This window comes from Serratia sp. CC22-02 (genome assembly GCF_900182895.1).
In the GTDB taxonomy this organism is placed as follows: Bacteria; Pseudomonadota; Gammaproteobacteria; order Enterobacterales; family Enterobacteriaceae; genus Serratia; species Serratia nevei.
Map to the genome: position 1 here is coordinate 475,980 of NZ_FXUD01000003.1, position 19,047 is coordinate 495,026.

General features: G+C 60.3%; 12 protein-coding genes. 6 read left to right on the forward strand and 6 right to left on the reverse strand.

The features are described 5' to 3' along the window. Nucleotides 1-60: 60 nt before the first annotated feature. Nucleotides 61-2,787, reverse strand: coding sequence for a two-component sensor histidine kinase BarA (gene barA, locus QOL81_RS14180; RefSeq protein ID WP_038873538.1), 2,727 nt, complete (start codon nucleotides 2,785-2,787; stop codon nucleotides 61-63). Between the two features lie 66 nt (nucleotides 2,788-2,853). Between barA and rlmD the strand changes: the two genes are divergently transcribed. From rlmD to eno, 5 genes are all read left to right on the forward strand, one after another. After that, entirely contained in the window at nucleotides 2,854-4,203 is a 1,350-nt protein-coding gene (gene rlmD / locus QOL81_RS14185; RefSeq protein ID WP_197757207.1) for a 23S rRNA (uracil(1939)-C(5))-methyltransferase RlmD, read from the forward strand. A gap of 9 nt (nucleotides 4,204-4,212) precedes the next feature. Further along, a complete protein-coding gene (gene relA, locus QOL81_RS14190; RefSeq protein ID WP_038873545.1) occupies nucleotides 4,213-6,444 on the forward strand; it encodes a GTP diphosphokinase in 2,232 nt (743 codons plus the stop codon). Between the two features lie 102 nt (nucleotides 6,445-6,546). Beyond that, complete coding sequence (gene mazG / locus QOL81_RS14195; RefSeq protein WP_033649234.1) at nucleotides 6,547-7,341, forward strand: nucleoside triphosphate pyrophosphohydrolase; 795 nt, start codon at nucleotides 6,547-6,549, stop codon at nucleotides 7,339-7,341. Nucleotides 7,342-7,689: 348 nt separating this feature from the next. Continuing rightward, nucleotides 7,690-9,327: a glutamine hydrolyzing CTP synthase gene (gene pyrG, locus QOL81_RS14200; RefSeq protein WP_033637139.1), complete on the forward strand. Its 1,638-nt coding sequence runs from the start codon at nucleotides 7,690-7,692 to the stop codon at nucleotides 9,325-9,327. An 81-nt stretch (nucleotides 9,328-9,408) separates the two neighbouring features. Continuing rightward, entirely contained in the window at nucleotides 9,409-10,704 is a 1,296-nt protein-coding gene (gene eno, locus QOL81_RS14205) for a phosphopyruvate hydratase (protein WP_038873548.1), read from the forward strand. Nucleotides 10,705-10,820: 116 nt separating this feature from the next. Here the strand turns inward: eno and QOL81_RS14210 are convergent, their stop codons facing one another. From QOL81_RS14210 to QOL81_RS14225, 4 genes are all read right to left on the reverse strand, one after another. Then, the gene (locus QOL81_RS14210) at nucleotides 10,821-12,215 is read right to left on the reverse strand and encodes an L-histidine transporter HutT (protein ID WP_060422516.1); all 1,395 of its coding nucleotides are present in this window, start codon (nucleotides 12,213-12,215) and stop codon (nucleotides 10,821-10,823) included. A 102-nt stretch (nucleotides 12,216-12,317) separates the two neighbouring features. Further along, on the reverse strand, nucleotides 12,318-13,853 hold the full coding sequence (gene hutH, locus QOL81_RS14215; RefSeq protein WP_025301604.1) for a histidine ammonia-lyase: 1,536 nt from the start codon (nucleotides 13,851-13,853) through the stop codon (nucleotides 12,318-12,320). Next, nucleotides 13,850-15,541 (reverse strand): urocanate hydratase, encoded by a 1,692-nt coding sequence (hutU, locus tag QOL81_RS14220; RefSeq protein WP_041033306.1) that lies wholly within the window; start codon nucleotides 15,539-15,541, stop codon nucleotides 13,850-13,852. Before hutU ends, hutH begins: the two co-directional genes overlap by 4 nt. 375 nt (nucleotides 15,542-15,916) lie before the next feature. Further along, nucleotides 15,917-17,257: an MFS transporter gene (locus tag QOL81_RS14225; protein WP_015376678.1), complete on the reverse strand. Its 1,341-nt coding sequence runs from the start codon at nucleotides 17,255-17,257 to the stop codon at nucleotides 15,917-15,919. A gap of 327 nt (nucleotides 17,258-17,584) precedes the next feature. On the opposite strand from QOL81_RS14225, the gene queE reads away from it, so the two are divergent. Then, the gene (gene queE, locus QOL81_RS14230) at nucleotides 17,585-18,256 is read left to right on the forward strand and encodes a 7-carboxy-7-deazaguanine synthase QueE (RefSeq protein WP_047728915.1); all 672 of its coding nucleotides are present in this window, start codon (nucleotides 17,585-17,587) and stop codon (nucleotides 18,254-18,256) included. A gap of 30 nt (nucleotides 18,257-18,286) precedes the next feature. Here queE and queD read toward each other — a convergent pair whose 3' ends face one another. Next, nucleotides 18,287-18,646, reverse strand: a complete 360-nt coding sequence (gene queD, locus QOL81_RS14235) for a 6-carboxytetrahydropterin synthase QueD (RefSeq protein ID WP_004932638.1) — start codon at nucleotides 18,644-18,646, stop codon at nucleotides 18,287-18,289. Nucleotides 18,647-19,047: the final 401 nt, after the last annotated feature.

Here is a 19,047-nt window from a genome sequence, read left to right on the forward strand (position 1 = left end):
CAGGCGTTAAAAAAACAAAGGCACGCTGCGGCGTGCCTTTTTGCGTTATGGCCTGAGGATTCAGGCGGGTTGCGCCAGATGCGCGCGCGCCGCGTGGATCACCAGTTCAATCTCATCCAACAGCTCCAGCCACTCCGGCTCCAGTTCGTCGTTGGTGATGCCCTGACGCAGCTGCCGCTCGAGGTAGAAACACAGCTGCTTGAGGCGCGGCACGCCGCTGTAGCTGCAGCTGCCGTGCAGCTTATGGACCAGATCGAGGATCTCGTCGTCATGCTGGCCGTCGAGCAGCGCCTGTACCCGTTCGCGCACCTGCGGCAGGAAATCGAGCAGCATTTGCAGCAGATCGCGCGCCAGATCCGGTTTGTTGGCCGCCTGACGCAGCGCCAGCGGCCAGTCGAGCGACAGCGGAGCGTCGTCGGCGATGGCGTTTTCCACGTCGCCGCTGTGGTAGCGCGACAGCACGCGGGTCAGCATTTTCTCGTCGATCGGTTTGGCCAGATAGTCGTCCATCCCGGCCTGCAGCAGGTGCTCGCGCTCGCCGCTGGCGGCATGGGCGGTAACGGCGACGATCGGCGTGGAGTTGTGATGCGGCAGCTGGCGGATCAGTTCGCTGGCGTGAATGCCGTCCATCTTCGGCATCTGAATGTCCATCAGGATCAAATCCAGCACGTTGTCGCGCGCTAGCGCCAGCGCTTCCTCACCGCTCTCGCACAGCAGGGTTTTTTCTACCTGTTCCCCCAGCAGCGTGCCGATCAGCTTCAGGTTGGCCGGGTTGTCGTCAACCGCCATCACCGTCAGCGGCAGGCGTTTACGCTCAGGCTGCGCGGTGAGGCGTGCCGGCGCTTCCATCCGGAGCAGAGGGAACAGTCGGGTGCTGGTGATCGGCTTGATCAGACAGCCGAGCGCGCCTTGTTGTTTAAGCAGCTCGGCGTCGATCTGCGCCTGGCACGGCAGCGCCAGAATCACCCGATCGGCCAGCTTCAGCGAGGCCAGCAATTTGTCCTCGTGCTGCGCCATGTTGTCGCGGAACGGGATGGGCACGCCGGCCAGCAGGAAGTCATAGTGGCCTGGCGGCAACTGGCCCAGCGTCGGCGAGTGGGTGATCACCAGCTGCGTGATGCTGAGCATGTTGAGCGTCGCCTGCGCCGCCGTCGGGTTGGACTCGATATAGGCGAGCGTTTTGCCGCTCAGGTCCGGCAGGCTCGGCGCCAGCGACAGCATGCCCTCGTTCAGATCCAGCGTGATGTGGAACCAGAAGGTCGAGCCGCGGTTCAACTGGCTGTGGAAACAGATATCGCCCCCCATTTCTTTCACCAGTTTTTGCGTGATCACCAGCCCCAGCCCGGTACCGCCGTGGCGGCGGGAGATGCTGGCGTCCGCCTGACGGAACGCCTGGAACAGCTGCGACTGCTGGCGTTCGGAGATGCCGATGCCGGTGTCGTGGATCTGCACTTCCACCTCCACCCGGCGATCCAGCTGTTTGCGCAGCTCGACGCGAATGTCGATATTGCCGGTTTCGGTGAACTTGATGGCGTTGCCCAGCAGGTTGGTGATGATTTGCTGTAGGCGCAGCGAGTCGCCGATCACCTGCTCCGGCACGTCGTTGTGCACATCCAGCGTCAGCTCCAGCCCCTTGTCGTGGGCGCTGGGTGCCAGCAACACCACCACTTCGTCCAGCGTTTCACGCAGGGCGAAAGGAATATGCTCCAGCACCAGCTTGCCGGCTTCCAGCTTGGAGAAGTCCAGCACGTCGTTGATGATGGTCAGCAGGTTGTTGGCCGAGCGTTCGATGGTCTGCAAATAATCGGTCTGGGTCGCGCTCAGATCGGTTTTCAGCATCTGGCGGGTGAAGCCGATCACGCCGTTGAGCGGTGTACGCAGCTCGTGCGACATGTTGGCCAGGAATTCGGACTTGATGCGCGCCGCCTCCTGCGCGCGTTTTTTCGCCAGATCCAGCTCGACGTTCTGGATCTCCATCTGCTCCAGGGTTTCACGCAGGTCGGAGGTGGCCTGATCGATGTTCTGCTGCATCTCTTCGTGATAGGCGGTGAGCGACATCGCCATCGAGTTGATGCCGTTCTTCAGCATGTGCAGCTCGCCGAGCATGTAACCCTCCACGCGGCTGTCGAGCTGGCCGCGGCGGATACGGTCGACGGTGTTCACCATGTTGCGGATCGGGCCGGTCACGTCGCGCATCAGCCGGTAAGCGAACAGGATAGCGATGCACATGCACAGCAACAGCAGCAGGGTGGAGACGAAGACCTCTTTATATTGCTGCAGCCGCACTGACTGCAGATCCAGCTCGATCGCCACATAGCCCAGGTTGTTGTCGGGGTGGCTGCCGCCGTCGGCGGTTTCATCCGGATACTGGCTTTCCGACAGGATCGGCGTGCGCAGGATCAGCGAATCGCCGCGTCGGGTGAGCATCAGCTCGGTGGGCAACGGCACGCCTTTCGGCAGCTGCAGCTGAGCGAAGTTGTGATGATAATTGGAGGTGACGAACAAATTGTTCTGCGCATCGAACACGGTGATCGAACGCACGATGTCCGAATGGCGGCGGTGCAACAGGCTGACCAACTGCCTGACCGATTCGCGGCTGCGGAACGTCATGCCGTACTCGCTGGCCACCGCCAGCGGCTCGATGATGCTGGCGCCGGCGTCGACCAATTGCTCCTGCAGCTCGTTATAGCGGTGCACCACGAAGAAGGTGCTGAGCAGCAAACCAATCAGCAAGGTCGGGGCCAGAATCAGGATCATCATGCGCGCACGCAGGCTGTATTTGGTCATGGGATTCCAATGTGGGAGAATTGACAGCTGACACTAGCTTAATGAACCAGCACACAATCGACAAATATGGCGCAATTCTACTCTCCCAAACGCCGCGTGACGACCCGGCAGAGCTCACAAATCTTCACCGTGACGGTGAGCGATCTCGATCCTTTCGGCCAGGGCGTGGCGCGCCACGACGGCAAAGCGGTGTTCGTGCCGGGCGTATTGCCGGGCGAGCAGGCGGAAATCCAGCTGACCGAAGACAAGCGCCAGTTCGCCAAAGGCAAGCTCAAACGCTTGCTGAGCCGCAGCCCGCAGCGGGTGGCGCCGCGTTGCCCGCATTTCGGCGTCTGCGGCGGCTGCCAGCAGCAGCATGCGGATGAAGCGCTGCAGCAGCAGAGCAAGGCGGCGGCGCTGGTGCGCATGATCGCCCGCGAAACCGGGGTGACCCCGCAGCAGGAACCGGTGATCGCCGGCCCGGAATACGGCTATCGCCGCCGCGCTCGCCTGAGCCTGGCATGGCAGCCGAAGTTGCAGCGCCTGATGATGGGTTTTCGACAGGCGGCCTCCAGCGAGCTGGTGGCGGTGGAGCACTGTCCGGTGCTGCGGCCGGAGCTGGAACAGCTGCTGGCGCCGGTGCGCGCCTGCCTGAGCGGGCTGCAGGCGGTACGGCGGCTGGGGCATGTGGAGCTGGTGCTGGCGGACAACGGCCCGCTGCTGGTGCTGCGCCATCTCGACGCGCTGAAAGAGGCGGATCGGCAGGCGCTGTTGGCGTTTGGCGAGCGGGAAAACGTCGCCGTCTATCTGGCGCCGGACAGCGATCGCGTGGAGAAACTGTGCGGTGACACGCCGTATTATCAGGTTGACGGGCTACGCTTAGACTTCAGTCCGCGCGACTTTATTCAGGTCAATGACGTCGTAAACCAACAAATGGTGGCGCAGGCCCTTGAATGGCTCGATATTCAACCCAATGATCGGGTGCTGGACCTGTTCTGCGGCATGGGTAACTTCACCCTGCCGTTGGCGCGCCGCGCCGCTGCGGTGGTGGGCATCGAAGGTGTTGCCACGCTGGTAGCGAATGGGCAATATAATGCACATAAGAATAAGCTGAATAATGCATCGTTCTTCCACGAGAATCTGGAGGACGACGTTGCGCGGCAACCTTGGGCAGCACAAGGGTTTGATAAGGTGATGCTGGATCCCGCCCGTGCCGGTGCGGCCGGGGTGATGTCACACATTGTAAAACTGGCGCCGGCGCGGGTGGTGTATGTTTCCTGTAACCCCACCACGCTGGCTCGCGACAGCAAAGTGCTGTTGAGCGCCGGTTATCGTCTTGCGCGCGTGCGGATGTTGGATATGTTTCCGCACACGGGGCATCTTGAATCAATGGCGCTGTTTATCAACGAGCGCGCGCCAGAGGTCGCTGCAAAGTAGGGAGAAGTTATGGTTGCGGTAAGAAGTGCACATCTGAATACGGCGGGTGAATTCGCTCTCGATGAGTGGATCGCCGGCTTGGGGCTACCTAACCCGCAGTCATGTGAGCGATTGGCCGCAACCTGGCGTTATTGTGAGCAGCAGACCCAGAACCATCCCGACGCCTCGCTGCTGCTGTGGCGCGGTCTGGAGATGGTGGAAATCCTCTCGACGCTGAGCATGGACAACGACAGCATGCGCGCCGCGCTGCTGTTCCCGCTGGTGGACGCCGGCATCGTGCAGGAAGAGACCCTGACCGAAGCGTTCGGCAAGGGCATCGTCGCGCTGGTGCACGGCGTGCGCGACATGGACGCCATTCGCCAACTGAAAGCCACCCAAAACGATTCGATGGCCTCCGAACAGGTCGACAACGTGCGCCGCATGCTGTTGGCGATGGTGGAGGATTTCCGCTGCGTGGTCATCAAGCTGGCGGAGCGCATCGCCCATCTGCGCGAGGTGAAAGACGCGCCGGAAGACGAACGCGTGCTGGCGGCGAAGGAATGTTCCAACATCTACGCCCCGCTGGCCAACCGGCTCGGCATCGGCCAGCTGAAGTGGGAGCTGGAGGATTTCTGCTTCCGCTACCTGCATCCGGAAGAATACAAGCGCATCGCCAAGCTGTTGCATGAGCGCCGCATCGATCGCGAACAGTTCATCGACGATTTCGTCGCCGGGCTGCGTACCGAGATGGCCAGCGAAGGCATTCGGGTGGAGATCTACGGCCGGCCGAAACACATCTACAGCATCTGGCGCAAGATGCAGAAAAAGCACCTGGCGTTCGACGAACTGTTCGACGTGCGCGCGGTGCGCATCGTGGCGGAGCGCCTGCAGGATTGCTATGCGGCGTTGGGCATCGTGCATACCCATTTCCGCCATCTGCCGGACGAGTTCGACGACTACGTCGCCAACCCGAAACCCAACGGCTACCAGTCGATCCACACCGTGGTGCTGGGGCCGCGCGGCAAAACCGTCGAGATTCAGATCCGCACCCGGCAAATGCATGAAGACGCCGAGCTGGGCGTGGCCGCGCACTGGAAGTACAAAGAGGGCGCGGGCGTGACCGTGCGCTCCGGCTACGAAGAACGCATCGCCTGGCTGCGTAAGCTCATCGCCTGGCAGGAAGAGATGGCGGACTCCGGCGAGATGCTCGACGAAGTGCGCAGCCAGGTGTTCGACGATCGGGTCTATGTGTTTACGCCGAAAGGCGACGTGGTGGATCTGCCGGCCGGCTCCACGCCGCTCGATTTCGCTTACCACATTCACAGCGACGTCGGTCACCGCTGTATCGGCGCCAAGATCGGCGGCCGCATCGTGCCGTTTACCTATCAGCTGAAGATGGGCGATCAGATTGAGATCATCACCCAGAAGCAGCCGAACCCGAGCCGCGACTGGCTGAACCCGAACCTGGGCTATGTCACCACCAGCCGCGGGCGCTCGAAGATCCATAACTGGTTCCGCAAGCAGGATCGCGACAAGAACATCCTCGCCGGTCGTCAGATGCTGGACAACGAACTGGAGCATCTCGGCATCAGCCTGAAAGAGGCCGAGAAGCTGTTGATCCCGCGCTACAACATGAACTCGCTGGACGAGGTGTTGGCGGCGATCGGCGGTGGGGACATTCGCCTGAACCAGATGGTGAATTACCTGCAGGGCAAGTTCAACAAGCCGAGCGCCGAAGAGCAGGATCGCGAGGCGCTGCGCCAGCTGGTGCAGCAGAAAGCGCCGCCGCCGGCCCGCAACAAGGACAATGGCCGGGTGGTGGTGGAGGGCGTGGGCAACCTGATGCACCACATCGCCCGCTGCTGCCAGCCGATCCCGGGCGACGACATCGTCGGCTTTATCACCCAGGGGCGCGGTATTTCGATCCACCGTGCGGACTGCGATCAGCTGGTCGATCTGCAATCGCACGCGCCGGAGCGCATCGTCGACGCGGTATGGGGTGAAAGCTACTCCAGCGGTTATTCGCTGGTGGTGCGCGTGATGGCCAACGATCGCAGCGGGCTGCTGCGCGACATTACCACCATTCTGGCCAACGAAAAGGTCAACGTACTGGGCGTCGCCAGCCGCAGCGACACCAAGAAGCAGTTGGCCACCATCGACATGGATATCGAAATCTACAACCAGCAGGTGCTGAGCCGGGTGCTGGCGAAGCTGAACCAGCTGCCGGACGTGATAGACGCCAAGCGTCTGCACGGCAACTAAGCCCACATCGCCTTTCGGGCCGTATCGATAGCGGATGCGGCCCGAAATCCATGAATTCGGCGGGCGCTCCCCTGCGCCCCCATGCTTTCTCAGAGATTTTTTATGACCCAATCCACTCCGCTGCAGCGTCTGCTGAACATCATGAAAACGCTGCGCGACCCGCAGATCGGTTGCTCGTGGGACCGCAAGCAAACCTTCGCCACCATTGCGCCTTATACGTTGGAAGAGACTTACGAAGTGCTGGACGCCATCGAGCGGCAGGACTACGCCGATCTGCGCGACGAGCTGGGTGATTTGCTGTTTCAGGTGGTGTTCTACGCGCAAATGGGGCAGGAGCAGGGGCTGTTCGATTTCGATGAGGTGTGTACCGCCATCAGCGACAAGCTGGAGCGCCGTCACCCGCACATCTTCGGCGACGCCGAGGGCGGAGACAGCGAAGCCGTGGCGGCGCGCTGGGAGCAGCTGAAGGCCGGTGAGCGCGCCGAGAAAGCGCTGCACTCGGTGCTGGACGATATTCCGCAGGCGCTGCCGGCGTTGATGAAAGCGCACAAGATCCAGAAACGCTGCGCCTCGGTCGGCTTCGACTGGAATACCCTGGGCCCGGTGCTGGACAAAGTGTACGAAGAGATCGACGAAGTGATGCACGAAGCCCGCCAGGCGGTGGTCGACGAGAGCAAGCTGGAAGAGGAGATCGGCGATCTGCTGTTCGCCACGGTGAACCTGTCGCGCCATTTAGGCCACAAGGCGGAGAACGCGCTGCAGGCGGCGAACCGCAAGTTCGAGCGCCGCTTCCGCCAGGTGGAAGAGATTGTCCAGCAAAGCGGGCTGCGGCTTGAAGACGCCACGCTGGAGCAGATGGAAGAGGCTTGGCAGCAGGTGAAACGTCAGGAAAGTTGAATCGCCGCGACAATGTTGATCGCCGACAAGGTTCGCTCAAGCTGAAACGGTTAAGCTTTCGGTCAGGTTAGAGGCGCATGGCTGCCGGCGGCAGCAAAAGGGCAACAAACTGAAATCTAAGGCGTTTTATCGCTCCTGAGGGGCGGTAAAAAGAAATTTTCTCTGCTAACTCTTTGTTTTACCTGGAGGGTTTAGGCGGCGCCGGCGGAGTAAACCCTGATGAACACGGGAGGGCGGCCGAGATGATGGACAGCAAAACGATCGTTTGTAGGTCAGGAGAGGTTCGGGTATACTACTTTCCCGTCCTGGTTCTTCCATCGTCTTTAAACCTAAACTCTCAGGTTCAGCATGACAACTAATTATATTTTTGTGACCGGCGGGGTCGTATCCTCTCTGGGTAAAGGCATTGCCGCAGCCTCTCTGGCGGCTATTCTTGAAGCCCGTGGCCTCAACGTTACCATCATGAAACTGGACCCGTACATCAACGTGGATCCGGGCACCATGAGCCCGATTCAGCATGGGGAAGTTTTCGTCACCGAAGACGGCGCAGAAACCGATCTGGATTTGGGTCACTACGAGCGCTTCATCCGCACCAAAATGTCGCGTCGCAACAACTTCACCACCGGCCGCATCTACTCCGACGTGCTGCGTAAAGAACGCCGCGGCGACTATTTGGGTGCGACCGTGCAGGTCATTCCGCACATCACCAACGCGATCAAAGAGCGCATCATCGAAGGTGGCGAAGGCCACGATGTGGTGCTGGTGGAAATCGGCGGCACCGTCGGCGATATCGAATCGCTGCCGTTCCTCGAAGCCATCCGTCAGATGGCGGTGGAAGTGGGCCGCGAGCACACTCTGTACATGCACCTGACGCTGGTGCCGTACATGGCGGCAGCTGGTGAAGTGAAAACCAAGCCGACCCAGCATTCCGTAAAAGAGCTGCTTTCCATCGGTATTCAGCCGGATGTGCTGATTTGCCGTTCCGATCGCGCGGTTCCTGCTAACGAACGCGCTAAAATCGCGCTTTTCTGCAACGTGCCGGAAAAAGCGGTTATCTCTCTGAAAGACGTTGATTCTATTTATAAAATCCCAGGCCTATTGAAATCTCAGGGGCTGGACGATTATATTTGTAAACGATTCAGCTTGAACGCACCGGAAGCCAACCTGGCCGAATGGGAACAGGTGATCTACGAAGAAGCCAATCCGGGCGGCGAAGTGACCATCGGTATGGTCGGCAAATACGTTGAGCTGCCGGACGCCTACAAGTCGGTGATCGAAGCGCTGAAGCACGGCGGGCTGAAAAACCGTCTGACCGTAAACATCAAGCTGATCGATTCGCAGGACGTGGAAACCCGCGGCGTGGAAGTGCTGAAAGGGCTGGACGCGATCCTGATCCCGGGCGGCTTCGGCTACCGCGGCGTGGAAGGCAAAGTGATGACCGCACGCTATGCGCGCGAGAACAACATTCCTTATCTGGGCATTTGCCTGGGCATGCAGGTGGCGTTGATGGAGTTTGCTCGCAACGTGGCGGGCATGGAAAACGCCAACTCCACCGAGTTTATGCCAGACTGTAAGTACCCGGTGGTGGCGTTGATCACCGAATGGCGCGACGAAGACGGCAACGTCGAAGTGCGCAGCGAAGAAAGCGATTTGGGCGGCACGATGCGCGTAGGTGGCCAACAGTGCAACCTGATCGACAACAGCCTGGTGCGTCAGCTGTACGGCGAACCGACCATTGTCGAGCGTCACCGTCACCGTTACGAAGTTAACAACATGCTGTTGAAGCAGATCGAAGCCGCAGGGCTGCGTGTCGCCGGTCGTTCCGCCGACAACAAGCTGGTTGAGATCATTGAACTGCCGAATCACCCGTGGTTTGTAGCCTGTCAGTTCCACCCGGAATTTACGTCTACGCCGCGTGATGGGCATCCGCTGTTCGCCGGCTTCGTGAAAGCCGCAGGCGAGCATCAGAAGCGCCAGGTGAAATAAAATATTTGGTAGGCGGCGCGCGGTGAGAACCGCGCGCTGTTTGTCTGGAGTTTTAGTTTAACTTGTACTGAGGAAAACCTAATGTCCAAAATCGTTAAAGTCATCGGTCGTGAAATCATCGACTCCCGCGGTAACCCGACTGTTGAAGCCGAAGTTCATCTGGAAGGCGGTTTCGTAGGCCTGGCTGCTGCGCCGTCAGGTGCTTCTACCGGTTCCCGCGAAGCGCTGGAACTGCGTGACGGTGACAAGTCTCGTTTCCTGGGTAAAGGCGTACTGAAAGCCGTTGCTGCAGTAAACGGTCCGATTGCTCAGGCAGTACTGGGTAAAGATGCCAAAGACCAGGCGAACATCGACAAGATCATGATCGATCTGGACGGCACCGAGAACAAATCCAACTTCGGCGCCAACGCCATTCTGGCGGTTTCCCTGGCAGCAGCGAAAGCGGCCGCAGCCTCTAAAGGCATGCCGCTGTACGAGCACATCGCTGAACTGAACGGCACCCCAGGCAAATTCTCCATGCCACTGCCGATGATGAACATCATCAACGGCGGCGAGCACGCTGACAACAACGTCGACATTCAGGAATTCATGATTCAGCCGGTTGGCGCGAAAACCCTGAAAGAAGCGGTGCGCATCGGTTCTGAAGTGTTCCACCACCTGGCGAAAGTTCTGAAAGCCAAAGGCATGAACACCGCCGTGGGCGACGAAGGCGGCTATGCACCAAACCTGGGTTCCAACGCCGAAGCGCTGGCGGTTATCGCTGAAGCGGTAAAAGCGGCGGGCTACGAGCTGGGCAAAGACGTGACTCTGGCGATGGACTGTGCGGCTTCCGAATTCTACAAAGACGGTAAATACGTGCTGGCCGGCGAAGGCAACAAAGCCTTCACTTCCGAAGAGTTCACTCACTTCCTGGAAGATCTGACCAAACAGTACCCAATCGTGTCTATCGAAGACGGCCTGGATGAATCCGACTGGGCGGGCTTCGCTTACCAGACCAAAGTTCTGGGCGACAAAATCCAGCTGGTGGGCGACGATCTGTTCGTGACCAACACCAAGATCCTGAAAGAAGGCATCGAGAAAGGCATCGCTAACTCCATCCTGATCAAATTCAACCAGATCGGTTCTCTGACCGAAACGCTGGCTGCTATCAAGATGGCGAAAGACGCTGGCTACACCGCGGTGATCTCTCACCGTTCCGGTGAAACCGAAGACGCGACCATCGCCGACCTGGCGGTAGGGACTGCGGCTGGCCAGATCAAAACCGGTTCCATGAGCCGTTCTGACCGCGTTGCCAAATACAACCAACTGATCCGTATCGAAGAAGCGCTGGGTGACCGTGCGCCGTTCAACGGCCTGAAAGAAGTTAAAGGCCAGTAAGTTCGACCGATTCGGTTGTTAAATAAAAACCCGCTTCGGCGGGTTTTTTTATGGCCGGCGTTTGGCCAAAAGCGCAATAAAAAACCCGCCGCAGCGGGTTTTATTAGAAGTGAGCGTTACATCTGCTGCGTTGCCGCGCTCACCGGCGAGCCGCCGCCTTTCTTGCGCACCCACAGCCAGTAAGCCACGGTGAGTAAAGCGATCCACACCAGCCCGACGTACAGCGCGATGCGGCTCTCTTCGAAGTAGCCGAGCAGGCCGATGACAAATGCCATAAAGGCGGTCGCCAATGCCGGCGCCACTGGCCACCACGGCACCGGGAAGCTCAACTGACGGGTTTCCTCCGGCGACAGCGTGCGGCGCATGACGATCTGCGAAAGCAGGATCATCAGCCACACCCAGACGGTGGCGAAGGTGGCGATCGAGGCGATGATCATGAAGACTTTCTCCGGGATCAGGTAGTTGAGCACCACCGCCAGCAGCAGAGCGACCGACATCACCAGCACCGTCATCCAGGGCACGCCGCTGGCGGTCAGTTTGGTGAAGCTGCGCGGCGCCTGGCCGTCCTGCGCCATGCCGTACATCATGCGGCCGGCGCCGAAGATGTCGCTGTTAATGGCCGAGATGGCGGCGGTGATCACCACCACGTTCAGTACGTTGGCGGCGGAGCTGATGCCGAGGTTGCTGAAGATCTCCACGAACGGGCTGCCGTTCTGGCCGATGCTGTTCCACGGATAGATCGCCATCAGCACCGTCAGCGTCAGCACGTAGAACAGCAGGATGCGCACCGGCACGGCGTTGATCGCTTTCGGCAGCACTTTGGCGGGGTCTTTCGCCTCGCTGGCGGTAATGCCGATGATCTCGATGCCGCCGAAGGCGAACATCACCACCGCCAATGACGCGACCACGCCGCCGATGCCGTTAGGCATAAAGCCGCCGTGCTGCCACAGGTTGCTGATACCGGTGGCGTGCTGGGTTTGGCCGAAGCCGAACAGCATCACCGCCGCGCCGCCGACGATCATCGCCACGATGGCGGCGACCTTGACCAGCGACAGCCAGAATTCCAGCTCGCCGAATACCTTGACGCTGCACAGGTTGAGCGCGCCGATAAACAGAATGATGCTGAGTACCCAGACCCACTGGGCGACCTCCGGGAACCACAGCCCCATATAAATGCCGAAGGCGGTGACGTCCGCCAGGGCGACGATCACCATTTCGAAGGTGTAGGTCCAACCGGTGAGGAACCCGGCCAGCGGGCCGAGATAGTGGCTGGCGTAGTGGCCGAACGAGCCGGAAACCGGCTGGTGCACCGCCATTTCACCCAGCGCGCGCATCACCATGAACACCGCCGCGCCGCCCACCAGGTAGGCCAGCAGCACGGCCGGGCCGGCCAGCTGGATGGCGCCGGCGGAGCCGTAGAACAGGCCGGTGCCGATCGCCGAGCCGAGAGCCATGAAACGGATGTGCCGCGCGTTTAGTCCGCGTCTGAGTTGTGTCGTTTCGTTACGCATGTTGCTTCCCGTTAAGTGTTTGCCGAACAGGCACGCGCTGCCCGCGCCGGGTGGAACGCACCCGGCGGGGCAGAACAAACTGCGTGATTCAGTGTGTGATGATTATGCCTGGCTAGGCAGCAGCGCCGCAGGCAGCAGCGATGTCAGGTGACCGGCCGCCAAGAGTTGGCTGGCGGCTTCAATGTCGGGGGCGAAGAAACGATCCTTGTCGTAGAAACTGACATGCTCGCGCAGCAGACGGCGCGCCTGCTCCAGACCTTCCGAGGTCTTCAGGCCGTTGCGGAAATCCAGGCCCTGGCAGGCGGCCAGCCATTCGACCGCCAGAATGCCGCGCACGTTGTCCGCCATGCTCCACAGGCGGCGACCGGCGGCCGGCGCCATGGAAACGTGGTCTTCCTGGTTGGCGGAGGTCGGAATGCTGTCGACGCTCGACGGGTGCGCCAGCGCTTTGTTTTCGCTGGCCAGCGCCGCAGCGGTCACCTGGGCGATCATGAAGCCGGAGTTCACGCCGCCGTTCTCCACCAGGAACGGTGGCAGCTGCGACATATGCTTGTCCATCATCAGCGAGATGCGGCGCTCGGACAGCGAACCGATTTCGGCAAACGCCAGCGCCAGGTTATCGGCGGCCATCGCTACCGGTTCGGCGTGGAAGTTGCCGCCGGACAGCACGTCGCCCTGTTCCGCGAACACCAGCGGGTTATCGGAGACGGCGTTGGCTTCAATTTCCAGCACCTCGGCGGCCTGGCGGATCTGCGTCAGGCAGGCGCCCATTACCTGTGGCTGGCAGCGCAGGGAGTAAGGATCCTGCACTTTTTCACAGTTGCGGTGCGAGTCGGAGACTTCGCTGCGCGCGCCGAGCAGGTGGCGATAGGCGAGGGCGGCGTCGATCTGGCCGCGCTGGCCGCGCACCTCGTGGATACGCGCATCGAACGGGCTGCGGGAGCCCAGCGCCGCTTCCACCGTCAGGCTGCCCGCCACGGTCGCGGCGGCGAACAGATCTTCGGCATCGAACAGGCCGCGCAGCGCGAAGGCGGCGGAGACCTGGGTGCCGTTCAGCAGCGCAAGGCCCTCTTTCGCCGCCAGCGTCAGCGGTTTCAGGCCGGCTTTGGCCAGCGCTTCGGTCGCCGGCAGCCATTGGCCCTGATGGCGCGCCTGGCCTTCGCCCAGCAGCACCAGGCTCATGTGCGCCAGCGGCGCCAGGTCGCCGGAGGCGCCGACGGAGCCTTTCAGCGGAATATGCGGATAAACTTCGGCGTTGACCAGCGCGATCAGCGCCTGAATGACTTCCAGACGAATGCCGGAGAAGCCGCGCGACAGGCTGTTGATCTTCAGCACCATGATCAGGCGCACCAGGTTGTCGTCGGTCGGCTCGCCCACGCCGGCGGCGTGTGACAGCACGATCGAACGCTGCAGGTTTTCCAGATCGTCGCGGGCGATGCGCGTCGAAGCCAGCAGGCCAAATCCGGTGTTGATGCCGTAAGTGGTGCGGTTTTCTTCAACAATGCGTTCCACGCAGGCCACGCTCTGTTGGATAGGGCCGTAGGCGTTGTCGTCCAGCGTCAGCGTCACCGGGTGTTGATAGACGTCGCGTAGCTGGGCCAGCGTCAGTTTGCCAGGGCGAATAGTCAGCGCTTTCATGCTTTTTCTCCTTGGGTCGCGGCAACCATCGGCAGGTTCAGGCCTTGCTCGCGGGCGCAGTCGATAGCGATATCGTAACCGGCGTCGGCGTGACGCATGACCCCGGTAGCCGGGTCATTGTGCAGGACGCGGGCGATGCGCTCGGCGGCCTCGTCGGTGCCGTCGCAGACGATCACCATGCCGGAGTGTTGGGAGAAGCCCATGCCGACGCCGCCGCCGTGGTGCAGGGAAACCCAGGTGGCGCCGCTGGCGGTGTTCAGCAGGGCGTTCAGCAACGGCCAGTCGGAAACCGCATCGGAACCGTCTTTCATCGCTTCGGTTTCACGGTTCGGGCTGGAAACGGAGCCGGAATCCAGGTGGTCGCGGCCGATGACGATCGGGGCGGACAGTTCGCCGCGGCGCACCATCTCGTTGAACGCCAGGCCCAGCTTGGCGCGCTGGCCAAGGCCAACCCAGCAGATGCGCGCCGGCAGGCCCTGGAAGCTGATGCGCTCGCGCGCCATGTCCAGCCAGCGGTGCAGGTGTTCGTCATCCGGGATCAGCTCTTTCACCATGGCGTCGGTTTTGTAGATGTCCTGCGGGTCGCCGGAGAGCGCCGCCCAGCGGAACGGCCCGATACCGCGGCAGAACAGCGGACGGATGTAGGCCGGCACGAAGCCCGGGAAGTCGAAGGCGTTGTCGACGCCGGTTTCTTTCGCCATCTGGCGAATGTTGTTGCCGTAGTCGAAGGTCGGCACGCCCATCTGCTGGAACGCCAGCATGGCTTTGACGTGATCGGCCATCGACTGCTTGGCGGCGGCGACCACTTTAGCCGGCTCGGTCTGGGCGCGCTGGCGATACTCTTCCCAGCTCCAGCCCTTCGGCAGGTAGCCGTTCAGCGGATCGTGGGCGCTGGTCTGATCGGTGACCATGTCCGGGCGCACGCCGCGGCGAACCAGCTCAGGCAGAATTTCCGCCGCGTTGCCGCACAGAGCGATGGAGATGGCTTTGCCTTCTGAGGTGTATTTTTTGATGCGGGCCAGCGCGTCGTCCAGATCGTTGGCCTGCTCATCGACGTAGCGGGTTTTCAGGCGGAAATCGATGCGGCTCTGCTGACATTCGATGTTCAGCGAGCAGGCGCCTGCCAGCGTCGCGGCCAGCGGCTGCGCGCCGCCCATGCCGCCCAGGCCGGCGGTCAGCACCCAGCGGCCCTGCAGGCTGCCGTCGTAATGCTGGCGACCCGCTTCGACGAAGGTCTCATAGGTGCCCTGAACGATGCCCTGGCTGCCGATGTAGATCCAGCTGCCGGCGGTCATCTGGCCATACATGGCCAGGCCTTTGGCGTCCAGTTCGTTGAAGTGTTCCCAGGTCGCCCAGTGCGGCACCAGGTTGGAGTTGGCGATCAGCACGCGCGGGGCGTTGCTGTGGGTTTTGAAGACGCCGACCGGCTTGCCGGACTGCACCAGCAGGGTTTCGTCTTCTTCCAGCGTTTTCAGGGTTTCGACGATCTTGTCGTAGCAATCCCAGTCGCGTGCGGCGCGGCCGATGCCGCCGTACACCACCAGCTCGTGTGGGTTCTCCGCAACTTCAGGATCGAGGTTGTTCATCAGCATGCGTAACGGCGCTTCGGTCAGCCAGCTTTTTGCGTTTAATTGTGTGCCGCGTGGCGCGCGTACATCGACATTGCGAACTTTGTTATTTGTAGTCACAGCAGTTTCCTCAAACAGTATCGGTGCAGATTCCATGCCGTGGTGGGGATGAGTACCACGGCATAACAATGCGTAGGGCTTATTAACATATACTTGTATGTACAAGCATATGCAACACTGACCAGTTGCCGCTGAAAAGTGGCATAAGAAAAAGTTATTTTCTTTTTATATCAGGTTGATATGCGATTTTTCATCGCCGGCTTCAGGTACGAAAAGCCGGAGAAAAGTGAGCTGTTCGGCAAAAATGAATTAAAAATGACTCATTTTTGGGCGGCTAGTCACAATATTTTTACAGACTGATTACAGTTGGCGGCGGAGGATAAACAAGCCCTATCACCGCGGGAAGAAAGCCCGCCGTGGGCGGGCTTGCCAGGCTCAGGCGGCCGGTTGCAGCATCGGCTTGCGGCTCATCTTGCACACCGTGGCGATGGCGGCGATCAGCGCCGGTACGCACAGGAACATCAGGATGCTCTGCACTTCCCATTGCATCGCCAGCAGTTGGGCGCCCATCATGGTGCCGGCGACGCCGCCGAAGCGGCCGATGCCCTGCATCCAGGCGATGCCGGTGGCGCGGCTGTGGGTGGGGTAGAAGGTGGCCGCCAGCGTTTGCAGCCCGGACTGCGCACCGTTCATGGTGACGCCCATCAGGAAGATGAAGGCGCCCAGCAATACGATCTGCTTGTCTTCGGTCGCCATCGCCACGATCAGCAGGGCGGTGACGACAAAGCCGCTCGAGACCACCTTGTGCGCATTCCAGCGATCCATCAGCCAGCCGGCTACCAGAATGCCGAGCGTGCCGCCGAAGGTGAACAGTGAGGTGAGCATCGCCGACTGTTCCAGCTGATAGCCCAGCCCCTGCATCAGGATTGGCATCCAGCTCAGCAACACGTAGTAGATCACCAGCCCCATGAAGTAGGTCACCCACAGCATCAGCGTGCCGAGCAGGTAAGGGCGGCTGAACAGCAGGCCGACGCTGGTCTTGGCCTGCGTCAGCTTCTCTTCGTACAGGTAAAAACGCGTTACACCATCAAGGCTCTGGCTGACGAAGCGTTGCGCGATGCGCTTGATCTTCGCCGCATCCTGCCCGCGGTTGACCATATATTTGACCGATTCCGGCAGCAGCAGGATCAGCAAGACCGTCAACGCCAGCGGCGCAATGGCGCCGAGCAACAGCACACTGTGCCAGCCGTAGCTCGGGATCAGCCACGATGAAATGGCACCGCCGCCGGCCGCGCCCAGCGGAAAGCCGCAGTACATGGTATTGATCGCCAGCGAACGGCAGCGCTGCGGCGCGTATTCGGAGATCAGCGTGATGGCGTTGGGCATCGCCGCTCCCAGCCCGAGGCCGGTGAGGAAACGCCACAGCGTCAGGCTATTGAGCGAGCCGGCGTAGGCGGTGGCCAGGCTCGACAGGCCGAAGAACAGGCAGGAAAACACCAGCACGCGCTTGCGGCCGATGCGGTCGGAGATTGGCCCGGCGATCAGCGCGCCGAGCGACAGCCCCAGCAGCGCGGCGCTCAGCACCGGCCCCAGATCCTGTTTGACGATGCCCCAGTCTTTGGCGACCGAGGGGGCGATATAGCCCATGGCGGCGGTATCGAAACCGTCGATGGCGAGGATCAGGAATCCGAGAATGATCAGGGTCCAGTGAAACAGCGAAAACTTGCTGTCGTCGATGGCCTGCTGAATGTTCAACTCGCTGGTGGAATGAGTCATGGCACCCTCTAAACGCAGATGTAGTCGTGATGGATGGAACGTGGCCGAAACTGGCGCTCGGCTTGTGTTTGCTTGTATATACATCTGCGCGTCGGCGCTTTATGTCAAATATAATTATCTTATTTGTTAACTGCGTGTTGTTTTCTGTGGAGCAGGTTGCACCGCGGATGAAAGGCCAAAGCACGACTCACAAATTAAATGAGCGCCATTGGTGGTGGGATATGCTGGCGGCGGCGCGGAGAATAAAATTTAATACAATGTTGGCCGTTTGGTCGGCGGGCCGGAATCTGCGATAATCGCTTTTTACTTTTCCAGATTGAGAAACCGATGCAGTACCCGATCAATGAGATGTTCCAAACCTTGCAGGGCGAAGGCTTTTTCACCGGCGTGCCGGCCATTTTTATCCGCCTGCAGGGCTGCCCGGTAGGGTGCAGTTGGTGCGATACCAAACATACCTGGGAAAAGGAAGCCAATCGGGAAGTCGACCTGCAACGGATCCTGGTCAAAACAGAGGAAAGCGACGCCTGGGGCAATGCCGGCGCCGAGCAGCTGCTGGCGGTGATGCGCCAACAAGGTTACACCGCGCGCCATGTGGTGATCACCGGCGGCGAACCCTGCATCTACGATCTGACGCCGCTGACCGAGCTGTTCGAACAGCATGGCTACGGCTGCCAGATTGAGACCAGCGGCACCCACGACATTCGCTGTTCCGCCAAGACCTGGGTGACGGTTTCGCCGAAGGTGAATATGCGCGGCGGCATGAAGGTGTTGGATCAGGCGCTGCGGCGCGCCGACGAGGTGAAGCATCCGGTGGCGCGCGAGCGCGACATCGAGGCGCTGGACGCGCTGCTGGCGACGCTGCAGGACGACAAGGCACGGATTATTGCGCTGCAGCCGATCAGCCAGAAAGAAGAGGCGACCCGCCTGTGCATCGAAACCTGCATCGCGCGCAACTGGCGGCTGTCGATGCAGACCCACAAGTATCTGAACATCGCCTAAAATCAGGGCGCCTTTGCGGCGCCCTTTCTTTTAACCTTTATATACGCATCCCGCAGTACAGGTCTCTTTCACCATCACCGCAGTCAGTTCCGGCAACTGGGGCTTGAGCTGCTGCCAAATCCAGGCGGCGAGCACTTCGCTGGTGGGATTTTCCAATCCTGGAATATCGTTCAGATAATGGTGATCCAACCGCTCCCAGATCGGGGAAAACACAGCCTTGAGCTCGGCGAAATCCATCACCCAACCGGTGTGGGGGTCCACTTCACCGGTCACTTCCAGACGCACCATAAACGAATGCCCATGCAGGCGGCCGCATTTATGGCCCTCCGGCACGTGCGGCAAACGGTGTGCGGCTTCAAACTGAAAATCTTTAAACAGCGTGGTTGCCATTATTACGGCCTCATTGACTCAAAAACCGCCGCATAGTACCGGAAAGCGCGTCTGCTTGCCATTTATACCGTTATGGTCTAGCGCCGCGATAACCGCGCCCGGTTAACACTTTTTTTGTTTGGTGTTTGCGGCACCTATCGGCTGGGGTAATGAGCCGAAATGTTGAACGGTGAAAAAACGATGAAAAAAAGCGCTTTAATTTCATCTGGATAAAAAACTTTGTTTAACGGTTTAAGCGTTATCCCTTACCAGAAAAACAGCTTAGTCATTTTGGTTATGATTTATTGCTATCCCTTATTTAATCGTTGCTATTCTGCTCGGTAACCTTACAAACTCTCCTGATCTTTTCCGCACACCCGACGCAGCGAAGAGACAGCGACTGACACTGGCGCGCGCCTGGC